Raw genomic sequence first — 26,097 nt, 5'->3', positions numbered from 1 at the left:
TATGGAGGGAATGTGATGAAGAAGCTGAGAAGGTCACTGGCATTATTGCTGATCGCGGCGATCCTGGTAAATTCCACGGATTTTTCGCTGCTGACGGTAAATGCGGAGGAACAGACGGCGACGGAAGGAGAGGCGCCGTCCGGCAACAACGAATCTTCTGAAGAACAGGACGCGGAAGCGCAGTCTTCAGAGACAGGAAATACGGAAGCGGAGGGCGAAGATGCTGCTCCGCCGGAAGACGGATCCGGCGATGCCGCCGGCCCGGCGGAAGGCCAGGACGGAAGCGATGGAACCGTATCCCAGCCCGGAACCGGTGAGACTGGTGATCCTGCCGGACAGCCTGGAACCGGTGAGACTGACGGTTCGGCCGGACAGCCTGCAGATGACGGGTCTGAAGGGACAGAAAATTCCGGATCGGACGGCGCAGAGAATCCGCCGGTGTCCGATGAGGATCAGGGTACGAATGGAGAACAGGGAAGCGGCGAGAACCCCGACACGCCTTCTGATGACGGAGAGTCAGAGGATGCCCAGGACGGGACATCGGATGCGGATACGCCGTCCGGAGAAGAGCAGGTTCCTGCTGTACCAGGAGCAGAACAGCCAGTAGATCCGGATCAGGTTCTGCCTCCGGCAAACCTTGCTCCGTCTCTGCCCGAGGAAACGGATGAAGAGACAGTTCCGACCATCATCGGCGTGGATTTCACCGATGAAGACAAAGCCGCATATGTACTGAATCAGACCGTGCCCATCGGTGCGGCGCTGGATGCTGTCCTTCTGCCGGAAACGGTCATAGGAATCGTGGATGCGGCTGACGGCGCAGACGGAGAAGAGGCTGCGGACGAGACAGTAGAACTGACAGTCTTGGAGTGGGTCATCACAGGACCGGAAGGAGTGACGGAGTTCGATACTTCCGCCTCTGAGGAAGACGAAAATCTGCCGAAGCAGGGATTCTATGAGTTTGCCCCGGTGCTCGCGGATCTGCCGGAAGGATATGAATGGTCGGAGACCGTTCCGGGAGGATATGATACGTGGGACGAGTATCTGGAAAACTGGATGAAGATCAGTGTGACGGTGGGGGCGGAGAATGCGCTGAATAAGGCGGATCCGGAGATTGCAGCTGCTGGCGGAGAGTATACTGTAAGTATAAGCCAGATTTTGCGAATGGAGACAGGCTATTTAACTGTGCCAGAGACGGATCCGGAAAATGCGGGAAAATATTTTGCATATTATAATGCAGAGATGGAAAAACTTACATTGCTTGTTGATAATTCTACATATGTTTTTACAGATACAAATACTGCAAATTTAGGAATTGTATTTGGAGAAGATGTTGATAATACGTCATTAAAGTTCAATGGTGTTTCGTTGGAAGATTCCCGCAGTTCTGGAGAGCCGTTATTAAATTTTGACGGAGTACAATCAGCATCAGTTTCTTTTGATGGATCAATCACTACTTTTACAAATATTAATGAAGCTTCTGCTATCTATATTCCGAAGGGGACAGAAGTATCTGTTAGCGGCGATATTTCTGTTACAGGTTATGGAAAAGAGGGAGTAATTTGTAATGAAGGAACTCTCAATATTGTCAGTGGAAATATTTCAATTAGTGGTGGAGACGATGGCGGATTAATAAATAATAGAAATTCTGGCATATTAAATATTCAAAATGATTCAGATCTTACGTTATTGGCAGACAGGGGAGTTGCTGCAATCATAGGTGGAACTATGAGTGTCAATAACAATGCCGTCTTTTCAGCAACGGGAAACGGTTCAGATGATTTCCTTCAAAATGTTAATGCGGAAAAAGTTATAGTGGGTTATTTCACAAGGAGCGTACCAAACAGAACACTGACCCTTTCAGGCATGGAGACGCGGGAGATTGAACTGGGAGGAACTACAACTGTATTTGCAACGAATCTGGAACCAGGTTCTTATCGCATATCAAGCACTTCCGAAGGCAGGAGTTCTAAATTTATTGGAAAATTGGATGGGGCAGGAGATGATACCGCTGATTTTATAGTTCAAGAAACAGGAATAACGATTTACAAAGATATACATGAAATATTTACTCCTGTTTTCTGGCAGGCGCATGCGGAAAATGTGACTTTTGACAGCGCAGTGCTGGTTACGGAGGTTGATACGGCCAGGTATAACGGCTCTACACCTAATTACGGCGACCAGGTACATAAAAGTTATGGATTCAGACTGACGAAGGTGATCGGATCGGATGGGCAGGAAATATCGTCGGATCAGTGGGCAAGTGCATTTTCTAAAGGATATGAAACAGATAATGTGTGGGATCAGGCAACGGAATATGATCCTAATACAGAAGAACATAATCCAGAGGAGAAATATACTATTGCCATAAGCGGATTAAAACAAGGTTACACCTATTATTTTATTCCCCGGATAGTTACAAGTGCGGGTGTGGAAGAACCTGTAGCCGCCTATGGAGAAGGGAGTGATCAGGGACTGGAGGCAAATGATCCGGTCACGAATGAACAGACACATATTATAGAAGTCAAACCCTTCTACCTGAACATGCCCGACACCATTAATTTTACATACGGTGAGATTGCCGGAAATGTGAATGATGCCAATGTAATATCATCTCAGCATCCTTCTCTGACCATGTCCAAAGACTCGGCCAACATTGCAGCAGGGACACTGATTCCTGCTGACCAGCAGGCGCTGGGGATCAGCGGTACCTTCTATGTATATCGCGCCGATCAGGCTGTAACGGATGCAGCTACGCTCAGTTCCACAGACTGGGATGATGTATGGGACGCCGGCACATATGGTCCATCGTCACAGGTTCGGAAAGCATGGATTACCTTCCGGCCGGATGACCTGACCAGATTTGGATTAGTGAGCCAGGAAGTGACGGTCAATGTGGCAAAACGGCCTGTGACGGTTTTTTCTCTGGGAAAAACAGAAAAAGTATATGATGGAAATAACGAAATTAATGTGGTGTCCATCCAAGCAGCGCCCGCGCCGGTGGGAAATGAAGAGATTGGGGGCTGTACTTCGATTCAGAATACATTTAATTCTGACGGGACAGGGCTTTCTGTATCCGGCGACGTTCTGACCGGATACTTTGAGGACGCCAATGCGGGAGACTCCAAAACTATTACCATCAGAGATCTGATTCTGACTGGAAACAGATTTGCAAATTATGTAATTCAGGCAGACGCAGAAACTTCAGACGAGATTACGGTGGAAGGCGGAAAAATCGCCAGACGTCCGATCACAGTAAAACCAAAGGACGTTTCCATCAAGACAGGCCAGAAAGAGCCGAATTGGGAACTGGAATTGACAGACAATACAACACTGGCAACGACAGATAATCTTGCCGATGTTATGGGAACGGTTGTATATACTCTGAATCCGGCATTTCCAAGTTTTGACGAGAGTCAGCAATATCAGCCAACAAGTGATTATACAATATCTTACACGACCTCAGGCAGTTCATCCAATTATGAGATAACTGACAAGAGAGGTGTGCTGACCATTAAACAGGATCTGGCAGAAGGGCTGTATGTGGTTTCGCCGAAAGCAGTTGCATCGACAGAAGATTGGAATAATACGGACGTTACGATCAAAGCTGATCCGACAGAAAGTAATATTTACGATCAGGTCCGGATCGGCATCCTAGATGCAGATGGTAGTATAGTCTGGGATGTACGTGGATGGCAGAACTCTTATACGATATCCGAGACCACCGCTGGTATTATCATTCAGCTTAAGGATTCCGAGACTGGGGCGTTCACGTCATGGACGACAACCGCGGAGAATCTGAAGATCGATAAAACGGCGCCATGGATTGAGAAAGTTAAATATACAGATTATAAAGGCAGTTTCATTGAGGATGCGATCAATTTCCTGACCTTTGGTAATTACTACAAAGGTAGAGTGATATTTACAGTTACTGTCAAAGACAATGAGGACGGAAGTGGCCCCAGGAATTTATATTATAAGACTTCCTCTTCTGATAAATATATACCAGTCGCCATCGGGGACGATGGTACGGCAGAATTTTCCCTTGATGTCGCAGGCACATATGAGATCAGTCTGAAGATCGACGATGTGGCGGGCAATGAGACTTCTGCAGTGCTGAAGAATAAAGACGGAGATCTTGGAAGTTCGAAGTGGATTATAGATACAAACGTTCCTCAGATAACCGGTGTGACTGTTCAGGCACAGGACAGATCTGAACAGAAAGACGGAAAAGACGGCAATAAATGGTACTGGGATGACGTGGATGTTACAGTTTCGATATTAGACAATGAAGGGCTGGATATCCTGAAGCGTCAGAAAGATGCCGGGAATGCAGAGGATGTCTGGGATGCAAAAAAGGGATCTCCATCTAAACCGGTAAAGAATTATTTATATACGGAAGCTGTAACGGGCAATACAAAAGGAACAGTCTACCGCTACAATGTATCCGACCTTGCAGGAAACTGGACATATGATGAAAGTATTACAGAAAATTGGAAGTCGACAGATACAATCCGTATTGACAAGAATGATCCTGTAATAGGAGAGATCACCATGAATCCGTCCGGATGGGTAGGCGCGGAAGGAAGCGTTTCGCTTGAGTTCACGGTTGGTGATACAGGAAGCGGCGTGCACAGCGTCACATACTCCCGTACTGTAGATGCGTTGGGACAGGGGATTGCGGAACCGGATGAGAAGACGATTGCAGCAGAGAATATTCGGGATGGAAAAGTAGTTATCTCTGACCTGACTGCGGCGGGGACCTATACGATCACGGTATATGATAAGGCAGGACGTTCTGCCAGCAGTACTGTTGAAATTGATAATCTGGATAAGGATCTGCCGGTTATCAGCAATGTGGAAGGTGCAACCGGAGCAAAGTGGAACTCATCTGCCGTGACACTGACGGTCACCGCTTCAGACGCGCCGGACGCAGGAGACAGCAAGGCCAGCGGTCTCGCCACGATTGCATATTCTCTGGACGGCAGCAGTTGGAGCAAGCCGGAAGCATGGGGAAGCGCCGGTACACATGCAATTACCATCCGTGAGAATGGTAAGCATACGGTTTATATCCGGGTGACGGACGCTGCAGAAAATGTATCTGAAAGTGGTTCATATACAGTATGGATTGATACAGAGAAGCCGGAACTGACAGTGAGCGCAGAGTCGGGCGGAGTAGCGTATATGCCGGGAATTCCGACGAAAAATGAAGTTGTATTTACTTTAAGCGCAGGTGAGAACACTTCCGGACTGACCTATTATGTGAAAGTGCCGGGACTGACGGGAGAGGACTGGATATCTGTAGAAGATTTTGTGAAAGCCCGTGAAGGATATACCTGGGATTCCAATACGAACACATTGACAGTGGGCGCGGACATCGCGGAAGGCTCTTCGTTTATTGTGAATGACAGTTTCAGCTTCCGGGCAGTATCGGGAAGCGGCTTGTCGGATGACGAACCGTTTGGCAATGTGCAGGTAACCATGACGAAACTGGCAGCGCCGGTGGTTGAATTAGATCCTGAGGGGTCAGGAGTATCTGGATGGTACAACAGCAATACCGGAAGACTTACCGTCAAGGTACACGCTGTGGAGGCAGAGGCCGGGCAGGCAGAAGTGACGACGAAGTACAAGTATTGGCGTGCGGAAGAGACAGAACCGGATGACAGTACAGGCACATCTCTGACAGGCAATATTGCCGAAATCATTTTTGACGAAGATGACAGCGGAGAATACACTTTTAAAGCCTGGGCAGAGGACACGGTAGATTCTGAGTCGACGGATAAGACGGTAACATTTATGGTCGACCTGAATGCACCGGAGATTGTCAGCGTCACGTATAAGGAAGTAAATAATACTGATATAGCGGAAGCTCTGAACAAACTGACCTTTGGTATTTTCTTTAATAAAGGCGTTCAGGTGACCGTAGTTACTGAGGACGGCACAAATGAAAGCGGAATTGATTCCCTGAGTTACCGGATTAACGGCGAAGAGGAGATCACGGCGAATAAAAGCAATAATCAGTTTACCTTCACGCTGGATATAGGCACAGAAGGAATTGTTTCGTTAAAACTGAAAGATGAGGCAGGAAATACTGCGTCACAGAATCTGGGAACAGACCTTGGAGAAGAAGTGGGAAAGGAGCCGGTATGGCTGCTGGAAAATACGCCGCCGGAAGTCGGTGTTCTTTTCGGAAATGATGAAGAACTCAGTGAAGATCCCGCTGCCTCGAAGTGGTACACAGGCGATGTAACAGTTACCACTCAGGTGTCCGATGCTGATTCTGGACTGCAGAAGATAGAGTACGTGTTGGACGGGGATGCTTCAGGGACGATTACCGGAGAAACAGACGGAGAGTTTTCGGAGGAGAAAACAGAGGAATATGCTTTTTCTGAGACAATGACTCAGGAAGGCGTCCATATGGTCTGGGTAATGGCTACGGATAACGCCGGAAATGAATCAGCAAATAAGCAGGCGGTCGTAAAAATAGACAGGACCGCGCCGACGATTGGTACGGTTACCTTTGATCAGACGAATTGGAGTACTGCGGATGGGGACTGGACAAACGATGGTTATACAGCGCGTTTTACGGTTCAGGATCTGAAAGGAGAAAACGCTCCGGAAGGAACCGTGACCAGCGACGTCGCGAAAGTGACATGGCAGCGGGAAGGAGATGTTCCTCAGACTATTCAAACGGATGGCAATGGAAATTATGAATTTACGGTCGAGAAAAATGGATCTTACACCATTACAGCCAAAGACGCAGCCGGAAATGAGGAAACGTATACATTTACTGTCAGTAACGTTGACAAGCTTGGACCTGTGCTTACAGGGGATTCATCGAATGACGGACTTTACATAACTAATCCGGCTCCGGAAGAAGGGCAGCCTTATCCGGATGATGTCAGAGTCCGGGTGGATGTGAAAGACGCAGATGCGACAGAAGAATACGGCAAGAGCGGCATCGATCATATCCGCTACGACTGGGTCGCCAGCGGAAGCGTTGAAAGCCCGAATTATCGAAGACAAGAATGGGATGACAATCCGAACAGTCATGTCGTTGTCATGGACGAGACGGGTATGTTTGACCTCTATGTACAGGTGTACGACAAAGCGGGCAATATGCGGCAGCTTAAGAAAGAGAGCATCCGGATCAACAATGGAAAACCTGCCCTGGATATCACCGTAACTGATGCAGCCGGACAGCCATATGAGGACGGAACGTGGAGCAACAGCGAATACATTGATTATCACCTTGGGCTGGCGAATAACGCGGAATATGAAGACGTTCTTTTATGGGCCAAGCTTGATACCGATGAAAGCAGTGACGACAGAGAAGATCTGGACAGTTATTTTTCTATTGAAGAATTTGCCAATAAGATCGGCGCAGATTGGATAGAAGAGACTCATACGCTCCGTATCCGTAAGGAAAAAGCGATTTCCATCCGTTTTGCGGTCACGAACAGTGAAAACGGAAACCTGAATCCAGAGCCGATTCTTACAACAAAACTCGACAGGACAAAACCTGTAAATACGGATAATCAGGTTCTTGGAGACAATTCAAGGAATCCGATGTGGTATACCGGCGGGCAGAACAACGATAAGTATCCGTCCATAGAGCTGGGAATATTGAAAGAAACTGCTGACCCCAATAAAGCGCCGGTAAGTTTCCGCTACAAAGTATGGAATACCATTGACGGCGGAACCGCCGAAACCGCAAAGACGATCACGTTGAAGGGATCTGCGGAGACGGTTACGGTACTTTCCAATGTCATCACCCGCGATGGAAAGTGGGGAATGGAATACTGGATACAGGATGAAGCAGGAAATGAATCCGAGCATACAACGGTAAGCACGGCGGCAGGGGAAGAGATCTGGGTGGACACAACGGACGCTTCGACGGTAAAGATCGTGGTGTCCCCTGACCAGAGCATTCTGGATACGATCTTCGGTATCTTTGCCAAAGATACCGTGACGGTAACGGTAACGGCTTCTGACGCGCTGAGCGGGCTTGGAACACTGAAGTATGAAATTGACACGGATACTCCGGAAAATCCCAAGACAGGAACAGCCGTTTTTAGCAACGGCGCGGCAAGTTTTAAGATTCATGCGGATGAGACAAATGCGCTTTACGAAAAAGGAATCCGGATCGCTGTGGTCGATGTGGCGGGCAATGAAACGGATATGGAGCCGGTCACTTATGGAACGCGCGATAATAAGGGAAAATGGACAGTGGAGAGCATGCCTCCGGAACTGACTCTGGAAGTGGCGGCTTCGGCTCCGACCGGAAAGGATGGATGGTACAATACCCCGGTTACATTTACCGCGACGGCGAAGGATAAAGGCGGAGTCGGAAAAATCGAACTTACGAGAGATGGCGAAACTGATCCGGCGGCAGCATGGCAAGAAGCATATAAAGAAGGTGAAACAAAGTCCGAAGAAGTTATAATCACCTGGAATACTGCAAATGAGTCGAATCCTTCCGTATCGGATATCCAGGGTAAACTGACCGTGACTGCATCGGCAAGTGACATCGCCGGAAATACTGTGACAGGTACGGAAGAGGCCGGAACGAAGATGACGGTTCAGATTGATACGGAAGCCCCTGTTATCGGCGATGCGCGGATGATATCTGACAATGTGCAATGGACCAATCAGAACCGGATCTATCAGTTCACCTTGACAGATACGACCAGCGACATCAATGAAAAAGAGATCCGGATCACCGGACCGTCCGGAACAAATCCTGTCGCGGAAAAAGTGGACGGGCAGGAAAACACCTGGCAGTTTGAGGCGGAGGCAAATGGATCATACAGTATCCGGGTTGAGGATATGGCTGGAAATACGACGGAAATAGAAGAATTTGTCACAGCTAAAGGGATCGACAAAGAAAAACCGGAAAATGCCACGGTAGAAATTGAGCCGGTAGAAAAAGGAGAGGGTGAATGGTATAACGGAGAAGGAACCTGGGTTCAGGTACAGATTGAACCGCCTGAACAGGACGACGGATCACCGATTACCACCTGGTATCAGCTGACGGATATTTCTTCTTCTGATGGGGTATCGCACGATCCGGTTGAAGTAATAACTGGGGATCTTGAGACACAGCTTATCAATATCCCTGACGGACAATGGCGCGTGACCGTTTATACAACGGATGATGCAGGAAACTGCTGCGAATCTGCTTGGGAGAAGGATCTGAAAGTGGATAACACGGATCCGGTGATTGATACGGGAAGTCTGAGATTCACGGATTCAAAGGGCGGTCTGCTTGAGGATCTGATCCACTGGCTTGGTTTTGGCAATTTCTATAAGGATGCTGTTACAGTGACGATGCCGATTTCGGATGCAGAAAGCGGAGTCAAAACGCTGTACTGGCAGATTCCGGGACAGGCGGAGCAGTCTAAGGATGTGCAAGGGGAAACGGAAGCGTCCATTACGTTGAAAACAGAGTTGTCCTATGCGGAGAATGGTTCTGTACAAGTCTGGCTGGAGGATGTGGCGGGGAATGTCAGCGACAAATATGAGCTGAAAAAAGATGCTGACGGATCCGGGAAATGGATACTGGAAGGCGAAGCGCCGACAGTGACAGTGGAAATAACAGGCAGTCCTACTCAGGGAGAAGACGGGTGGTATAAAACGGATGTCACACTGGCCGGAACGGCTCGGGATTCCAAGAGCGGCCTTTATGAAGTGAAATGGATAGATTCTGTAAAAGAAACGGAGGATTCTGAGGAGGAAACTGAGGAAACTCCGGTTGCAAAATACAGTGAAGATGACCTTGTTCCGAATTTCAATCCAGTAAATAGCAATATTATTTTACAGGACGGCATCCACAGTATCACTCTGTACGCCATGGACAACGCCACGAATGTGACCAGTTCGGCTTCTGAGACCTACAAGATTGATACGAAGGCCCCGGAAGTAACAGTTGACGGATTCCAGGGAGACACACCGGTCAACGATGAGCAGAATATTACGATTGAAGTATCTGACGCAACCAGCGGTGTAAAAGAGGGCTCTCTGACAATCAGTTATGAGAAAGACGGAGAAACGGTTAATCTGGTAAGAGGAACAGATTTTACAATCAGTGAGCAACTTAGGAAAGCTGAATTTAAAGCAAAAGAAGACGCCGTATACACGATCTCTCTTTCAGACAATGCCGGAAATGTCTGGACAGATAAGTTCCGGAATCATCTGGTGGAGTATGTGCAGGGAAATGAAATAGTAACTGTTAATAATGTGAAAGCGGTAAACGGAGAAAGAAGTTCTCCCTGGTACAATGATGTGCCGGAGGTGGTGATCAAGACCCCGGAGGAAGCGGACATCGATGTAACGACTTATTATTATCTGGTAAGACCTACAGAGATGATACTGGGAAGCGATGGTAACTGGACGCTCGATATTTTGGGATCCAGGCCGATGATTACTTATGCCCAAGATTCTCAAGAAGTGACTTTTGATTCATCACTGACGCCGGATAGAATCAAACATTTTAGCACAACAAATGCGGCTCAGGCATCGAAGACGATTGAAACTTCTGAATTTAAGGTAAATGGAGCGAAACAGGACGGCGTATGGCTCCTGTATATTCAGACGCTGGATGAAGCCGGGAATGTGAGTGAAAATGTATCGAAGTATTATATCAAGATAGACCGGGGTGATCCGGTAATCGGGGAGCCTTCTGTCGAAAATGAGGATAAGTGGGCGTCAGCGAAAAAGGTGACATTTACGGCTTCTGACAGCTGGGCAAATAATGCTCCGGAAAATGATTCAAGACATGTGAGCGGTATTAGCGGAACGGGCCATGTGACGGTGACTTCACCAAGCGGAGCGACAAAGGAGTTTGATGTAGTAGACAACAAGTTTGAATATACTGCAGAGGAGAATGGAGATTATATCATTGTAGTCTATGACAACATCAATGCAATGGAGAAAGACGGTAAAACGCCTCAGGAGGCAAATGAGAAAGAACGGAAGTTTACTGTTTCTAAAATTGATAAGCAGGCCCCGGATAATGCGAAAGTATCAACCGATCCTGCAGCTCCGAATGGAAATATCGTGGAAGGAGAGGAATCGCAGTGCTGGTACATTGAGTCCTGGCCAACAATCGTGATCACCGCCCCGGAACAGCCCGTGGATAATGCAGAAAATGAATCCAAAATCACGACGCATTATGAGATTACCTGCAATGGAACCACTGCTGCGGATGGAACCGGCACGATTGTGCCTGGTACAGAGAAATTTGAGTATGCAGTAAATGCGGACGGGAAATGGGAGGTGACAGTCTATACAGAAGATGAAGCTGGAAATAAATGTGAAAGAGAGACCTATATTTATTATGCAGATAAGGATGCTCCGGTAATCGATGGGGAAAAGATCGTGATCACTCCTGTGAACGAAGGAAATCTGGCAGATATCATGAACAAGTTAACCTTCGGTATTTTCTTTAAAGAAGCTGTCAAGATTACCGTTCCGGTAACGGAAGGCGTGAATGAGAGCGGCATTGCCGGCCTGGAGTATCAACTGAATGGTGATGAATGGAAGCAGGCATCCGCGAACAGCGACGGGACCTATAGCTTTCAGATCAATCCGGAGTTCAAAGGCACGATCAGGCTGAAAGCGACAGATAAAGCCGGAAATGAGAGTGTCGAAAAGACTCTGACCAATGACATAGTAGATGGAGAGGCCGATGAAAGTACCTGGGTGGTGGATTCTGCGGAGCCGACAATCAGTATCTCTACAGAAGATAGGCCTACGGAATATGGATGGTATAACAAGGCTGTTCAGGTAAAGGTTAACGTAGACGGCGGCACCAGCGGTGTAGGTGAGGTCACCTGGACTATGGAAAGAAACAGCGAAGACGCAGAACCACAGACCAATATTTACGATGCAAACACGACAGACGGAATTAAGCAGACAATAGAAGATACTGTCGATGTGCCGCAGGCGGATAATCTGGAAGACGGCGTTTATACTGTTATATTCAATGCGAAGGACAACGCCCTTAATGAAGCGGATTCGGTTCAGGAAATTTATCAGATCGACCGCGAGAAACCTGTACAGGTGGCGAACTCTCTGAATGTCCCGAAAGGCTGGATGCAGAGCAAAACAGTCGCGTTCAGACTGGCGGATGAGACCAGTGGTATTCAGAAAAACAGTGTGACGGTCATTCTGAAAGGAGAAGACGGCGCACAGGGCGAAAATATCCAGGCTGCAGTATCGGCTGATCAGAATGATGTTATTCAGTTTGAATCTGACGGACTGAGCGAACTTGCCCGGGAATATGCTTGTTCCTTTACCGCGCTTAAGAATGGAACGTATCTTGTAAGTGCTCTGGACGCGGCGGGCAATGAATATACAGCCGAGATTGAAGTGAATCAGATCGATGCCGTTTCTCCGGAGGCGCCAGTGATCCGGGTGGCGGAAAACAGCACGGAAGATAACAATATTCAGGCGTGGTACAACACAGAGTATCCTGCAGTCACCGGTGTGAAAAATGATACGGAAGATACAGACAACAATATTGCTCCGGTAACAACCATGTATAAGATGTGGAATACCGATACGGAACAAGAACCGGATACCGCATCTGAACTGATTGCATCCGGCAATGACAACGAAGAAGCGACGGTCGATCCGCCGGTAGCGGCAGAAGGCAGATGGAAAGTCGTCATGTGGAATGTGGACGCGGCAGGAAACAAATCCGCGGAGACAACTGCAGAATTCGGGGTGGATACCGTAAAACCGACGTTTACGGATGAAACTGATTATCCGGCAGGTTTCCTGACGGAATACGACGTAAAGTTTACCTTGGAAGATCTGCAGAAGGGCGGTTCTGAAAACGGAGGCCCAAGCGGCGTAAACCGGGATTCCGTACAGATCAGATTCAAACCTGTGGAGGGATCGGAAGAAATCTTAAGTTCTACGGATTATAGTTATGACGAGGCAAGCGGGATCTATACAATCCGCGCGGCACAAAACGGCGTATACACGATCACGGCGGGAGATATCGCCGGAAATGAACTGGGTGAACAACAGATTACCGTGGACAAGATTTCTACGGAAGCTCCATATAATGTTAAGCTGGAAATTCTGGGGACAAAAGGCAGTATCGACGGACAGGAAACCGGATGGTATCTGTATCAGGCAGATATTGACGGCGTACTTGTCAGATTTACGACCAATGACCCGACGAACGTAGGGCCGACTGTTCATGTGGATGTAAGGTATAAGATCTGGGAGGAAGGCACAGCGGAACCGGGTGATGCAGACGCGGTGTCGGTAACGACGCTGGGACCGAATCAGACGGTGGAGCTTCTGGTTAAAGACGGCGGAGTCTGGAACATCGAGTACTGGACGGTCAGCGAATCAGGAGTAGAGTGTGACGCGAGAGAAAATATTGTTGTACGCTACGATCCGAAAGCAGCCGTGATAGAAGAGGAAGGTATCGAATACCGGACAGTGAATGATACGCCGGCTGCAAAACTGATCAACTGGCTGACATTTGGAACATTCTTTAATGAAGCGGTCAAAGTACAGATTCCGGTAAGCGATGAATTCAGCGGAGCCAGCCGGTTGAGTTACCGGATACCGAAGAGTGACGGAACATATGACGAAGGAAATGTCCGGGTGAAGGAAAGCGGAGGCAGGTATTATGCAGAATTTACCATCCCGGTAGAGACAAAAGGGCAGATCAGACTGATACTTGCAGATACGGCCGGGAACACTACGGAACTTACGATGAAGAGTCTCGCTACCGGAGAACCGACCGACTGGGTGATTGAGACGTCTCTCCCCACCGCCCAGAGCCTGAAACCGTCCCTGAACGCCACAGGCGTGGCTGTCATGGGAGAGGACGCGCTGACAGAGATCGAACTGTTCTTCAGCGAACGGGTCGTCTGGAAGGAAGGCGGACAGCTGACCATCAGTACCGGAGAGAAGACTTATACGGCAACGATGCATGAAGATGAGATCCCGCTGATCCCGGATGAAGGAGCGGCGTGCACCACATCGGTTCCCATCGAAAGATTCGTGGATGAAAACGGCGAGCCGCTGAAGCTGGAACTGAATGAGATCTACACCCTGGTGGTAAAAGCAGGCGCGTTTATGGATTACGCGACCAATGAGAATGTGGAAGCGCTCCTGAGCGCGTTCCAGACCGGACAGGAACTGGATCCGGGCGAGGAGACTCCGCTTTCGGACCTGGGACTGGAGCTGTCGGAAGGCGTCACCATGTTCCCGGCATTTGACCCGGAGACGACGGGCTATACGCTGATCATCGGCGAGGAAGCCATGGACGGCAACCACCTGGCGCAGGATATGGTATTCAGCCCGATACTGAAAGGCGACGCGAATATCGAAGAGGCAGTGCTGACCGACATGATGGGCAGAGAACTGGCGTCCTATGAAATCGGAGCGGACGGAAGCTTTACCGTGCCGAAGGAGGCGATTGAAGAACATAAGAATTATTTCATAAGAATGACGGCGTCCAGATACGGCATCGAGACAGTCTACAATTTCCTGGTCAGCACCAGCGCGTACAACGAAGTCATCACGCTGGCGACCAGCGATATGCCGGCGATCGAAGTAGATGGATTGAGAAACACCGTTGACGTGGCGGAAGAGACCGTGGAAGGAAATAAAGTGGTCGTTCAGTTTGTGGCTTCCATACCGAGAGAAGAGACGACGGCGCAGCAGCTGGATCCGATCAGGGCGGTCGCCGGAGATGAGAAAGGATATTATTCTCTGGACCTGGCGATCAACAAATTCCGTTCCGACGGCGTCAGCGAGGAACTCCATGAACTGGATATGCCGGTAAGGATTACGGTTGAACTTCCGGATGAACTGCTGGGCAAAGACACCTATGAAGTTTATCGGAATCACGAGGGAGCGGTGGACAGACTGGACTGCACGCTCAGCGCGGACGGAAAGAGACTGAGTTTCGAGAGCGACCGGTTCTCGTTCTACACCATCGCCTATACGCCGTATACGCCGGAAAGTACCGGAGATAACGGAGGTTCCGGCGGAGGAACCACGACAGAGACCGTCTATGTACAGGTTCCGGGAGGGACTGTGACGGAGACTGTCTATATCACATCCGGAGGCGGAAGACCCGGAAGCGGGACTGTGACGACCGTGCCGGTGACGGACGGAAGCGCAGATACCGAAGAGATACCGGCAAGCTCTCCGAGAACGGATGAAGAGCCGGATCAGACGGCGGAGACAGAAGAGGAAGAGACGAAGGTGACTTCTCAGGAAGACGTGCTGGCAGGCATCCCGCAGGGCCTTGCCCTGGCGGATCTGGCATGTATGGTAGCTTCCATGATGCTGGCAGAATACTCTTACTGTAAGCAGAAAAAACTGAGAAAGATCCTGGGTACGATCTTTGCCGCGGCGCTGATCATCCTGTTCTTCCTGACCCAGCCGCTGGAAGGCCTGATCGCATGGACGGACAGATGGACCATATTCTTCGTGATCACGGCGGCTGTACACGCAATCGTTACTGTCATTCCGCAGAGGAAGGACAAAGACGGGGACGGAGAAGACGGACAGGACGGCGCGAAGCCTGCGGAAGGATGAAGCAGCCAACAGAAACAGTATAAATGAATAAAAAGAAGACCGTCCTCGGACTGCGGGATTTTTCCCGCAGTCCGGGGCTGTCTTTTTTGCAGATGCATATTTTGGATGAATTTTCCATATATATGGATATATTTCACAAAGTTAACATGAATATTATGTATAAATATAATATCTACAAAAAAGTGTGATGAATTGAAAACAAGTGTGTCCCATAGGCGATGTATGTAAAAGGCGCATGTAAACGGCGCGGGTTGTGCAGAAGGAGGTCAGACATTGAAAAGGAGCCAAAAAGGGAACACGAAAGATAAAAAGCCGGCAAAGATGCTGAGATCATTCAGACGTGTTGTGTGTCTGATATTGGTTTTGCAGATGCTGGTTTTATTGTTTTCAGATACGCAGATCTCTCTTGCCGGCGAAATGCAAAATGAGGTTCTGAACACCACGGAAGATACGCAGGGAGAACTTCCGGAAGAGACAGCCAGCCAGGGAGAAGAGATCCCGGAAGAGACAGACAGCCAGGAGGAAGAGATTCCGGAGGGAACGGACAGCCAGGAAGAAGAAGTTCCGGAGGGAACAGACAGTCAGGAAGAAGAAGTTCCGGAGGGAACGGACAGTCAGGAGGAAGAGATTCCGGAAGAGTCCGGCAGCCGGGAGGAAGAAGTTTCGGAGGAAGCAGGAGAACAGGAGGAAGGTGCTTCGGAAGAAGCGGAGCAGCCGGAAGAGGAGACGGACGGTGAGGAGGAGACAGAAAATCCGGCGGAAGACATCCGGATTCTGGAGTATGCCGAGGAATTGACGCGGACCGTTTACTGGGCAGACGACGGGAACGCCCGGGGGATAAGACCGGCAGCGGACGAGGCGGCTCCGGTACTGACGTTCAGAAAGAGTACGGACGGAACGGAGGACGGTACATTTACGGCGCTGTCGCAGGAGAATCTGCAGGAAGTCTGTCTGGAGGAAATGCCTGCCGCCGGGATAACGGAAGACGGGGACAGCTTCACAGTCTCTTACGAGGGGACAAGTCTGCCCGCCAGCATCGAGGAGACGGACGAAGAAGGACGGACTGCGGTATGGCAGATCGAGTGGGAGTTCTCTTTCCCGGAACTGGAAGAATATGAACTGACCGAAGTGACGGAAGAAGACCTGGAGCAGGGGCTTTATGATTTCGCTGACAGAGGCGCGGGCTGGTATTATGTGCTGATCGAAGAGGAACCGGAGACGGAAACAGGCGTCCGGGTCGACGCCTGGAGCGAAGATCTGGAGCAGGAGATCTATTGGGTGGAACTTCCGGACAGCGATGGATCCCGTCCGGACAGTGAAGACTTTCCGGATGTGGAGCTGACTTTTTCGCTGGAGGAGGCGTCTTCGGAGGGAGCAGAAGAAACAGAGGAGGAACCGGACCAGGTCCTTGCCGAAGACAATATGGATCAGGTGGGACTGTCGGAGCTGCCGTCCGCAGAGGCGGAAGAGACGCAGACCGTCTCGGACCAGATCATGGCTTTGGCAGAGGCCGAGACAGAGGAAGCAGATACCGGGGAAGGGACAGAGGTTTCTTATACGGTGCGGCAGTATACGGTAAAGATTTCCGGGGACAGCCTGCCTTCTGCGGTCACGGAGACCGGAGCGGATGGAGAAGAGCGTTCTTATACGGTTTCGTGGGATATGGAACTGCCGCGGACAGAAGGATACGCGCTTCTGGAGATCACGGATGATATGCTGGAAGAAGAGCCGGATACATATTTTTACGCGCTGCAGAGCGGGGCCGGGACTTACTATGTGGCGGACGGCGTGACAGAGCTCCGGGCAGTGCAGAGAAGCGGAATTACGATAGATATAACCGAACAGGACGGTACGGTTTCGCAGCAGATTTTCTGGGTGGACAACGGAAATGAAGGCGGCATCCGTCCGAATACCGGTGATTATAAAGACAGCGTTATAATTCAGTATTATGTATCGGATGAGCAGCTGGATGAAGGCAATCTTGAAGCAGACGGCCTGCAGTGGACGACTCTGAGTGATGAAACTCTGTCAGCGATCGGCCTGGAGGAGATGCCGGAGGCAGACATCACAGAGAATGGAGCGGAATGGACCTATTCCCTGTCGGAACTTCCGTCACAGCTTACACGGACCGACGAAATGGGAGTACAAACTACCCAGTATGTTTACTGGAGGGTTGTGGCTCCGGAGCAGGATTCCTATCTTCTGACGGAAGTGACAGAAGAGAACGCGGATGAGGAAGGCGTGTCGGAAGGCTGGTACTATGTGGCGGAGACGGATTTTGAATTCCGGGTCGATATCCGCTGGGGAGACCAGGGAACCGCGCAGGGGCTGAGGGACCAGAACCTGGAGAAATTTTATCTGAAGACCTATGTGGACGATAAGCTTCAGGAAGAAACCCAGCTGAAAGAACTGGACGGGGATACCCTTAACACGGTGTATGACCAGGACGGCGATGGAAACGATTCCGCCAACAGGGGCACAGTTACGATCACGAGCCTTCCCATGTACACGCTGAGCGGGGAACCGATCATATATACAGTGGGTACACATACAAAAGACGAGGAAAACGACCGGCTGACGCCCGAGGGAATCGAAGGGATCGATGACGGCGATTATTTCAGTATCCGTTACGACAACACGGATTCGGCGCTGGGAGGATCGACGACGGATGAGATCCTGGACGGCGGGAGCCTGATCATGATACTGACCGGAGAGACAACCTACTCTGCCAGGAAAGTATGGCTGGATGAAGCGGACTCAGGCGAACGCCCGGGGGTCACCTTCTATCTGTGGCGTTACCGGGCGGGAGAATCTTACACGACGGCGGCGCAGGTGACTGATGAGAACGGCCAGAATATCACGATGACCGTGTCGGCGGGAAGTGCGAATACTTTTACCATAGAATTTGAAGATGGCGAGGGTAATCCGATTACTCTGGACAAGTACGACGCGGAAGGGTACCGGTATATTTACGTGGTGCGCGAGGTGATCGACGGATCCGGATATGAGCAGGTATTTGGCTCCGTCGGAGAAGACGGAGAGGTATCGGATTTTATCCTGGTGCCGGACGGAGACAGCAACGAACTGATAAAAGATGAAGACGGCCGGACCGGGACCAACGAATTCGTCTATAACGGCGGGACGATCTCCAACCGTCTGACGGATACGGTGGAGACGACGGTGGTCAAGGACTGGAAAGCGGAAGCGTTCCAGGCCCATTTTGAAGACGTGACCATCGAACTGTCTCTGGAATCCAGGCCTGTGGCTGCCGACGGCGAAGAGGAGCAGGAATGGGAGGCCACCGGAACGACGGTGACGATGGATGATTTCTACGCGGAGCAGCTGACCGACAGCGAGACGCTTCAGGTGCCCCGGTACGGGAGCCATGGAGAAGAACTGGAATACCGCTGGGTGGAGAGCGCCATCTGTCAGAACGGGGAAGAGATTACCCTGTCAGAAGAAAGCGAAGGCGTATATACGTTTACTATGACCCAGAATGGGGAAGAAGTGACTTACCGCTCCACAACGAAAAAAGATCCGGAGACCGGAGCCGTCATCGTTACGAACCAGATCTCAGATACCATTACCTATGAGGTGGAAAAGATCTGGGAGGACGAGAATGGGAATGACATCAGCGCCGATAAAGCCGGTACGAAAGTGGAGTTCGCCATCTACCGGTCCGTCAGCGGGGAAGAACCGGATTATGAAGAGCCTTATTGCAGATTTACGATGGATGGAATGCCGGACGAGGAAGAAACTACGCTGACAACCTCTGACGGACTGAAGATCAGCATGCAGGAGGCGGAAGCCTGGCATGCTTCTGTGACCGGCCTTCCGGAATACAATGAGGAGGGCCTGCTGTATGAGTATTATCTCCTGGAGATAAGCAGTGAAGATCAGGCTTTTGTGCCGACTTACGAAACGGAGCGGACAGAAGACGGAGGATATCTGACTACGGTGACCAACGCTCCGGGAACCGGATATTACATTATCGTCCAGAAATACTGGACCGACAGCAGTGACGTCACTCACCGGGAAGACGTGACAATCGGCGTCTATGCGAGAGATACCGGAAAATTGGTTGAGGAGGTGACGCTCAGCGGAGCGAATGGCGGAAGCTGGAATGCGTGGGTAGGGATCGGCGCCTATGAACCGGAGGAAGTCTTTATCGTGGAGACGGAGATGGGCGGACATGCAACGGAATACCTGACAGAATCGGACGGAACGCCGGTTCCGACGACGGAAGACGGTAAGATGAACGAAGAGGCGATCCATCAGTTCTCCGCATCCAACCACCGGTATGAGGCCAGCTACGGTGTGGAGGAACTGGATGCGGTGGGAAATCCCACGCTGTATACGGTGACGAACCGCCGTCTGGGGAACGTGAACATCACCGTTACCAAAGAATGGGTGGACGGTGACGGAGAACAGAGAAAAGCCATCGTAGAGGAACTGGAACGACTGAAGGAGGCAGCAGAGGAGAATTCAGATATTTCAGTGCCGAAACTCGTTCTGTACCTGGATTTCAGCCCGGCCGCCGGTTCTGAAACTTATAAGATGACACATTCGGCGGATGCCGGTACCGCAGATGAAGTCAATATCGGATATATTTCAACTTATTTAAGCAACCAGGCAGATGGAAGCGGCAGTGACGGGAAAACGGTTCTGGAGCTGGACCTGGACACAGAAGCATCCACGTATACCTATTATTTTAACAACCTTCCCAAATATGATCTGAACGGAAGCACTGTCGGTTACGAGGTGAGAGAAAGCTGGGTTATCGAACGGAATGGTGAATATAGTGAGCTCTCTGATGAAGAACTGGAGAATAATTATCCGCAGTTATATGAGCTTTACAAAGAATATACCACATCTATGACCACCAGCTATGATGTGACCGGCGAACTGCACACATCGGATCAACAGACGGTGGAGATCACCAACCAGCTCACCGGCAGCAAGACCGTGCAGTGGACGAAACAGTGGAACGATGATTACACGTACCAGAATAAGGAACGGCCGGATCTGTATATCGACCTTTATCAGCTGGTACATAACAGTTCGGACGCGGATGATGTAAGTCTTCAGCTATACCAGAGAAATTATCTGTGGACTCAGGACGATAACGAGACGACCACCCGCTGGACGGCGGATTTTGGCGATCTGCCCATGTACGATGATTACGGTTATGAAATCATTTATTATGCGGTGGAGCAGACAATGATAGCGGCGGACCAGCTGGGGTACCAGACAGTCGGGTACAGTATTAACGAAGGCAGTACAGTGACAGATCTGGGCAGCAGTATGGAGCCGACAGAGGATGCGAAAACCTTTGGCTATGTGTATGAGATGGAAGAGTCCGGCGCCTATGCTCTGAAGGAAGGCGGGACGTTTACCAATTCCATCGAGGGAGAGACGACGGTCACGGTGCGGAAACTGTGGGAAAATCTGCCGGACCAGTATCCAAGCGAGGATCTGCCGACGGTGACATTTTACCTGTACAGGGGTGTTTCTGGTGAAAGTGAGGAAGAGATACTGAAAGGAGATCCAGTCGTATCCCTGACGATAAGTGAGGAAAACTGGGAAGCGATACTCAGCGGAAGTATTTATACGTTTACTTTTGAGTATGAAGGTGAGAATAAATTAGAAATTGCCGAAGATGGAACTGTGACGGCAGCACCGGAAAATCCCGACGCGGAGAAACTTCCCAAGTTTGATGAAAACGGCCGTCTGTACCAGTATGTGATCCGGGAAGAAGTGCAGTTAGATGACAGCGCTGACGGTATTGAGGTGGGACAGGTATTTGATGAGCCAGGGATCGTGAATTTTACGGCGACAAATACCTATGCGAGCGAGACGGGCAGCCTGAGCTTCCAGAAATATCTGGAGCTGGCTGATCAGAATACTTATCCGGCGGTCTACTTCCGGATCAGCCGTACCTATACGACAAACACTGGAACTACATCAGATGTAGAGTATATTAGGGTGTCACCGGACGAAGAGGATCCGTATCACTGGATGAAGGATGACGAAGGCGATGAGTATCTGGTATGGTCCGCTGAGATGGTGCAGGAGGCGGCGGGGTCGGATAGCACCGGCGGCTGGCTTCAGGGAATCTTTACGCTGGACGGGCTGGAGCAGTACGCGCCCAACGGTTCGGAGTATGTGTACACCATCGAAGAGGTCACGGACTATCTGAACGGATATGATACCTGGGCGGTAGAACAGAATGTTACAGAAGAGAATATAGGCAGCATTATAGAAATGGATCAGGAAACTTCTGTGACTGATTTAAAACCCTTGGTGTCTTCTGTAGAGTCTGGCGGCGAAGAGGAAGCACTGACAGTGAGCGCGACCTTTATCAACCAGCCCTCAGCGGATCCGGAGACACAGATCCTGACAGGAAGGAAGGTATGGGATGATGCCGGAGATGTATTTGGCAAACGTCCGGAAGAATTTAATATTGCTGTGACAGTATATCGTGAGGCGGACAGCCAGCCGGGGCAGGATAACGCGATAAAAAAGACAGAGCTGACAGCAAATACAGATTACTCTATTGAATGGAAGAAAACAGACGAGGAACATTGGACTTATACGATCACCGGAATCGTTAATGGCGAACTGGCCCTCTACGCGCCCAACGGTATGGAGTGGGAGTATACGGTGGAGGAGACGCACATTGATTCTTATACGGCGGTAAAAGATACCGCTTCAGAAAACGGAAATCCGACAGTAGATGAATCGAGTGGGAGTCTGGTGCAGTCTATGACCGACCTGGAGAATTCTATCATGACTTCTGAATCGTTCAGCAAGTACTGGGTGGATTCCGACGGAGACGAGATCACGGAGGATTATCTGGGATATGAACTGGAAGTGACGTTTACCCTGCAGGTGAGAGAAATTTCGGACGCAGGAAATACCAAATGGCAGGACGCCGAAACGTATTTTGAAGGCGCATTGTCAGATGAGGTTTTTTCTGATTTGTTTAATGGATATTCTTTCACGCAGACCCTGACAGGCCGTCTCGGCGATGACCTATGGAATACAGGAGGCAGTTTTAAAAATCTGCCCGGATGGATTGTTAAAGCTGGGACAGGTGATACAGCGGCTGACAATACGGCAACAAAATTGGAATACCGGGTGGTGGAAAGCTGTATTACAGTCAGCGGCACGGGTTATGAACAAGTGATTAAAGTTATTAACAGTGAAAACGGAGAGACCTATACATACAATTTTGCGGATGGCCTGTTCAGCGCCTATTACGGTGAGGGCAAAGATTCTCACGACAGTGAGGACAACATACAGTACAACAAGTTGGAAACCACAGACCTTACGATCACGAAGGTGTGGGCAGGAGACAAGGACAACCGTTACGGGACCCGGCCGGAGGCCGGAGAGGATTCTGTCTATGACTGGCAGGTCAGTTTTGTAATCCAGCGCTCGTCGGACGGCGGCACTGTATGGGAGCCGGTAATGGTCAGCGAAGAAGGCGGCACACCGGTACCGCTGATCGTTGAGCTATATGGAGCCAATGCGGGCGGATCCGTTTCCAGAACGGTATCCGGTCTTCCGGAATCGGGACTGTCGGAGGACAGGACAGAGACTGTAGAATATCAGTACCGCGCGGTGGAGTTGAATCCGCTCTCGGAAAGTGATGAAAAAACAGGATATACAAAAGACAACCTTGAGGATTACATGGTGGAAGCATCCGGGACGTATGCGGATACCTATACAGCGTCATATGATTATAGTATATCCAATGCCACGAAGGTCACGAACACCATGGTTACGACGGATATCTATGCAGAAAAGAGTTGGGAGAGCAACGGTGGAAATACAGAGTCCGTCTCTCTGACTCTGCAGTACCTGAGTGGTTATGGGGAAGATGGAGAAGAGATCTGGACAGATGTTTCCCCCGAGGAGATAGTGGAACTGGACGGGCAGGCGGAAGCAGAGTCTGCAGACAAAGATTACTGGGAATATGAAGCCTGGAAAGCAAAGTGGACGAATCTTCCGGAAGTACTGCCGGGCAGCGTGCAAGATGAATATGGAAAGACACAGTACCGGGTGACAGAGTCGGCGCTTGCGGGATACGAGACAGACTATGAATATGGAGAGACCACGGACGAAGCAGGAGATACCACGATCATCACCAACAAAAAGGTAACCTCTCTGACCGTGGAAAAGATCTGGGCAGTGGCGGATGAAAGCGAGATACAGGAAGTGACTGTGGGCCTTTGGAGGACTACAGGAACGCCGGGAGATGAAAAATCAGAAGAAGTACCTGCATCAGACGGTACGCAGATGAAATTGACTCTGAACAGCCAAAACAATTGGACCGATACGTTTGAAGGTCTGCCGGAATATGGCGGCTCAGAATCCGGAGCGAAAAAGTACGTATATTATGCCCGGGAGATACGGATCGGGACAGGCGATGGCGCGGTGCAGATCGAGGACGTTAAATCAGATTCCCAATATGCAGGAGACTGGAAGATTGTACATGTGCAGGATACACAGAATAAAAAGACAACCATCTACAACATCGGCCGCACAGATCTGACCGTCACCAAGACATGGAAAGACGATGGCAACGCCTACGGCACCCGCCCGGAAACTCTGGAACTGACGCTCCAGAGAACTGTAACACCGGATGAGGAAACTTCCTGGGAGGAAGTGACCGCAGAGACCCTGGAAGAAGAAAAAGCTTCCTTTGAGTGGACAGGGCAGGAAGGGAACGAATGGACCTATACCTATTCGGACCTTTTGGCAGCGGACGAAATGGGGCGGACGTATACGTATCGGGTCCGGGAAGAGAAAGTCCCCGAGGAATATGAGTCTGCCTACAACGGCAATAACATTACCAATACGCTGGACGATACGATTGAGATTACGGTGACTAAAGAATGGCTGGACGGAAGCGACCAGGACGGCCTGAGGCCGGAATCCGTTACGCTGATCCTGTATCAGAACGGCATAGAATATGATACGGTAACTCTGACAAAAGGGAACTTGCTGCAGAGACTGATCCGGACGGTGACCGGCTCCTCTGATTCCTGGAGTTACACGTTCAGTGAATTGCCGGAATATGACGAAAACGGAGTCCGTTATCAGTATACGGTCAAAGAAGCTTCGGTGCCGGACGGTTATCAGGCGGACGGCGCCGGAGACGGTACCGCGCAGGGCTCTGCGGAAGAAGGATTTACAGTGACGAACATCCTGACCACAGAAGTGAAGGTTCAGAAGGTATGGCGGGGAACAGACGCCGGAGAACAGAAAGAAGTGACGGTAGGACTGTACCGCAGTACCGAGGGCTCTGATGGTCTTCCGGTGGCAGTCACGGACGAGAGCGGAGATCCGCTGACCCTGACGCTGAGCGATGCGAACGGCTGGAAAGGAACATTCGAGAACCTTCCCCGCTTTGCTGAAGAAGGGACGAGGTACCTGTATACGGTGAAGGAAGAAACAGTCGGAGAAAATCCGGTGGAAGAATCCGGATTTGTTGTCCATACAGACGGCGGACGGATCACGGAAACGGACGGGGAACAGGAGGCAGGCACGTTTGCCTACACGATTACCAATATTCCTGAAACAGCCGTATCCGGCACGAAGACCTGGCTGGACAATCACAATGCCTACGGCACCCGCCCGGAGACGCTGGAACTTAAGATATACCGGAGCACAGAGGGCGGCGAAGAAGAGGAAGTGACGGCGGATATCCTGGAAGCGGACGGAACAGTCCTTGTCTGGACCGGCACGGACACGGATGTATGGACGTATACCTACAGCGGGCTTCCGCTGACCGACGATGAAGGAAATCTCTACACCTACCGGGTGGAAGAAATCATACCGGACGGATATGAAGCGGATACAGACGGATATGATTTCACCAATACGCTGTCTGAGACAGTTGACATTCCGGTGACAAAGGTCTGGGATGACAACAATAATTCTAATGGGAAACGGCCGGAGGAGATTGAACTGATCCTGTACGCGAACGGAGTGGAAGTACAGAGGGTAGAAGTCGGAGCAGATACCGGAAACCTGGAAGCACTCTGGAATCAGGCAACCTCCGGTACGGACAATACATGGGTATATACTTTTGCCGGACTTCCCAAATATGACGAAAATGGCGCGGAAATCGCTTATACAGTACAGGAGGTGGTACCGGACGGTTACAGGGTCGATTATGGAGAAGGAGACAACACGATTACGAATGTAAAACGCAGTTCCGGATCGACCGGTTCTGACGATTCTTCCGATGAGGAAGATACAGTCATGGCGGTAAGCGCGGCAGTGCCGACCGGCTCCGTAAAAACCGGAGACAGCGCGCGGATCTCGCTCTGGACGGCGGCTGCCGTACTGTCCGCAGCTGTTTTGACCGTAATTGGCGTATATGTGTACCGGAGACGGAAAAAATAAGTGAACAGATAACAGATGAATAAAATAATCCCGCAGCGGACTCCTGTTTTGGAGAGTCCGCTGCGGGATTTTTTCACAAACTGTCAATTTTTCGGAATCTGA

General features: G+C 50.2%; 2 protein-coding genes. Both read left to right on the top strand.

Going from position 1 to position 26,097, the window contains the following annotated elements; translation table 11 throughout:
* Positions 1-15: 15 nt before the first annotated feature.
* A complete protein-coding gene (locus B5F29_RS09820) occupies positions 16-15,576 on the top strand; it encodes a YDG domain-containing protein (RefSeq protein WP_087154455.1) in 15,561 nt (5,186 codons plus the stop codon).
* 273 nt (positions 15,577-15,849) lie between these two features.
* Positions 15,850-25,995: a Cna B-type domain-containing protein gene (locus B5F29_RS09815; protein ID WP_087154454.1), complete on the top strand. Its 10,146-nt coding sequence runs from the start codon at positions 15,850-15,852 to the stop codon at positions 25,993-25,995.
* The last annotated feature ends 102 nt before the right edge of the window (positions 25,996-26,097 follow it).

The sequence above is a fragment of the Lachnoclostridium sp. An196 genome (assembly GCF_002160135.1).
GTDB lineage: Bacteria > Bacillota > Clostridia > Lachnospirales > Lachnospiraceae > Hominiventricola > Hominiventricola avistercoris.
Note: the sequence above shows the minus strand (reverse complement) of the source record. Positions and strands in the feature narration are given on the sequence as shown.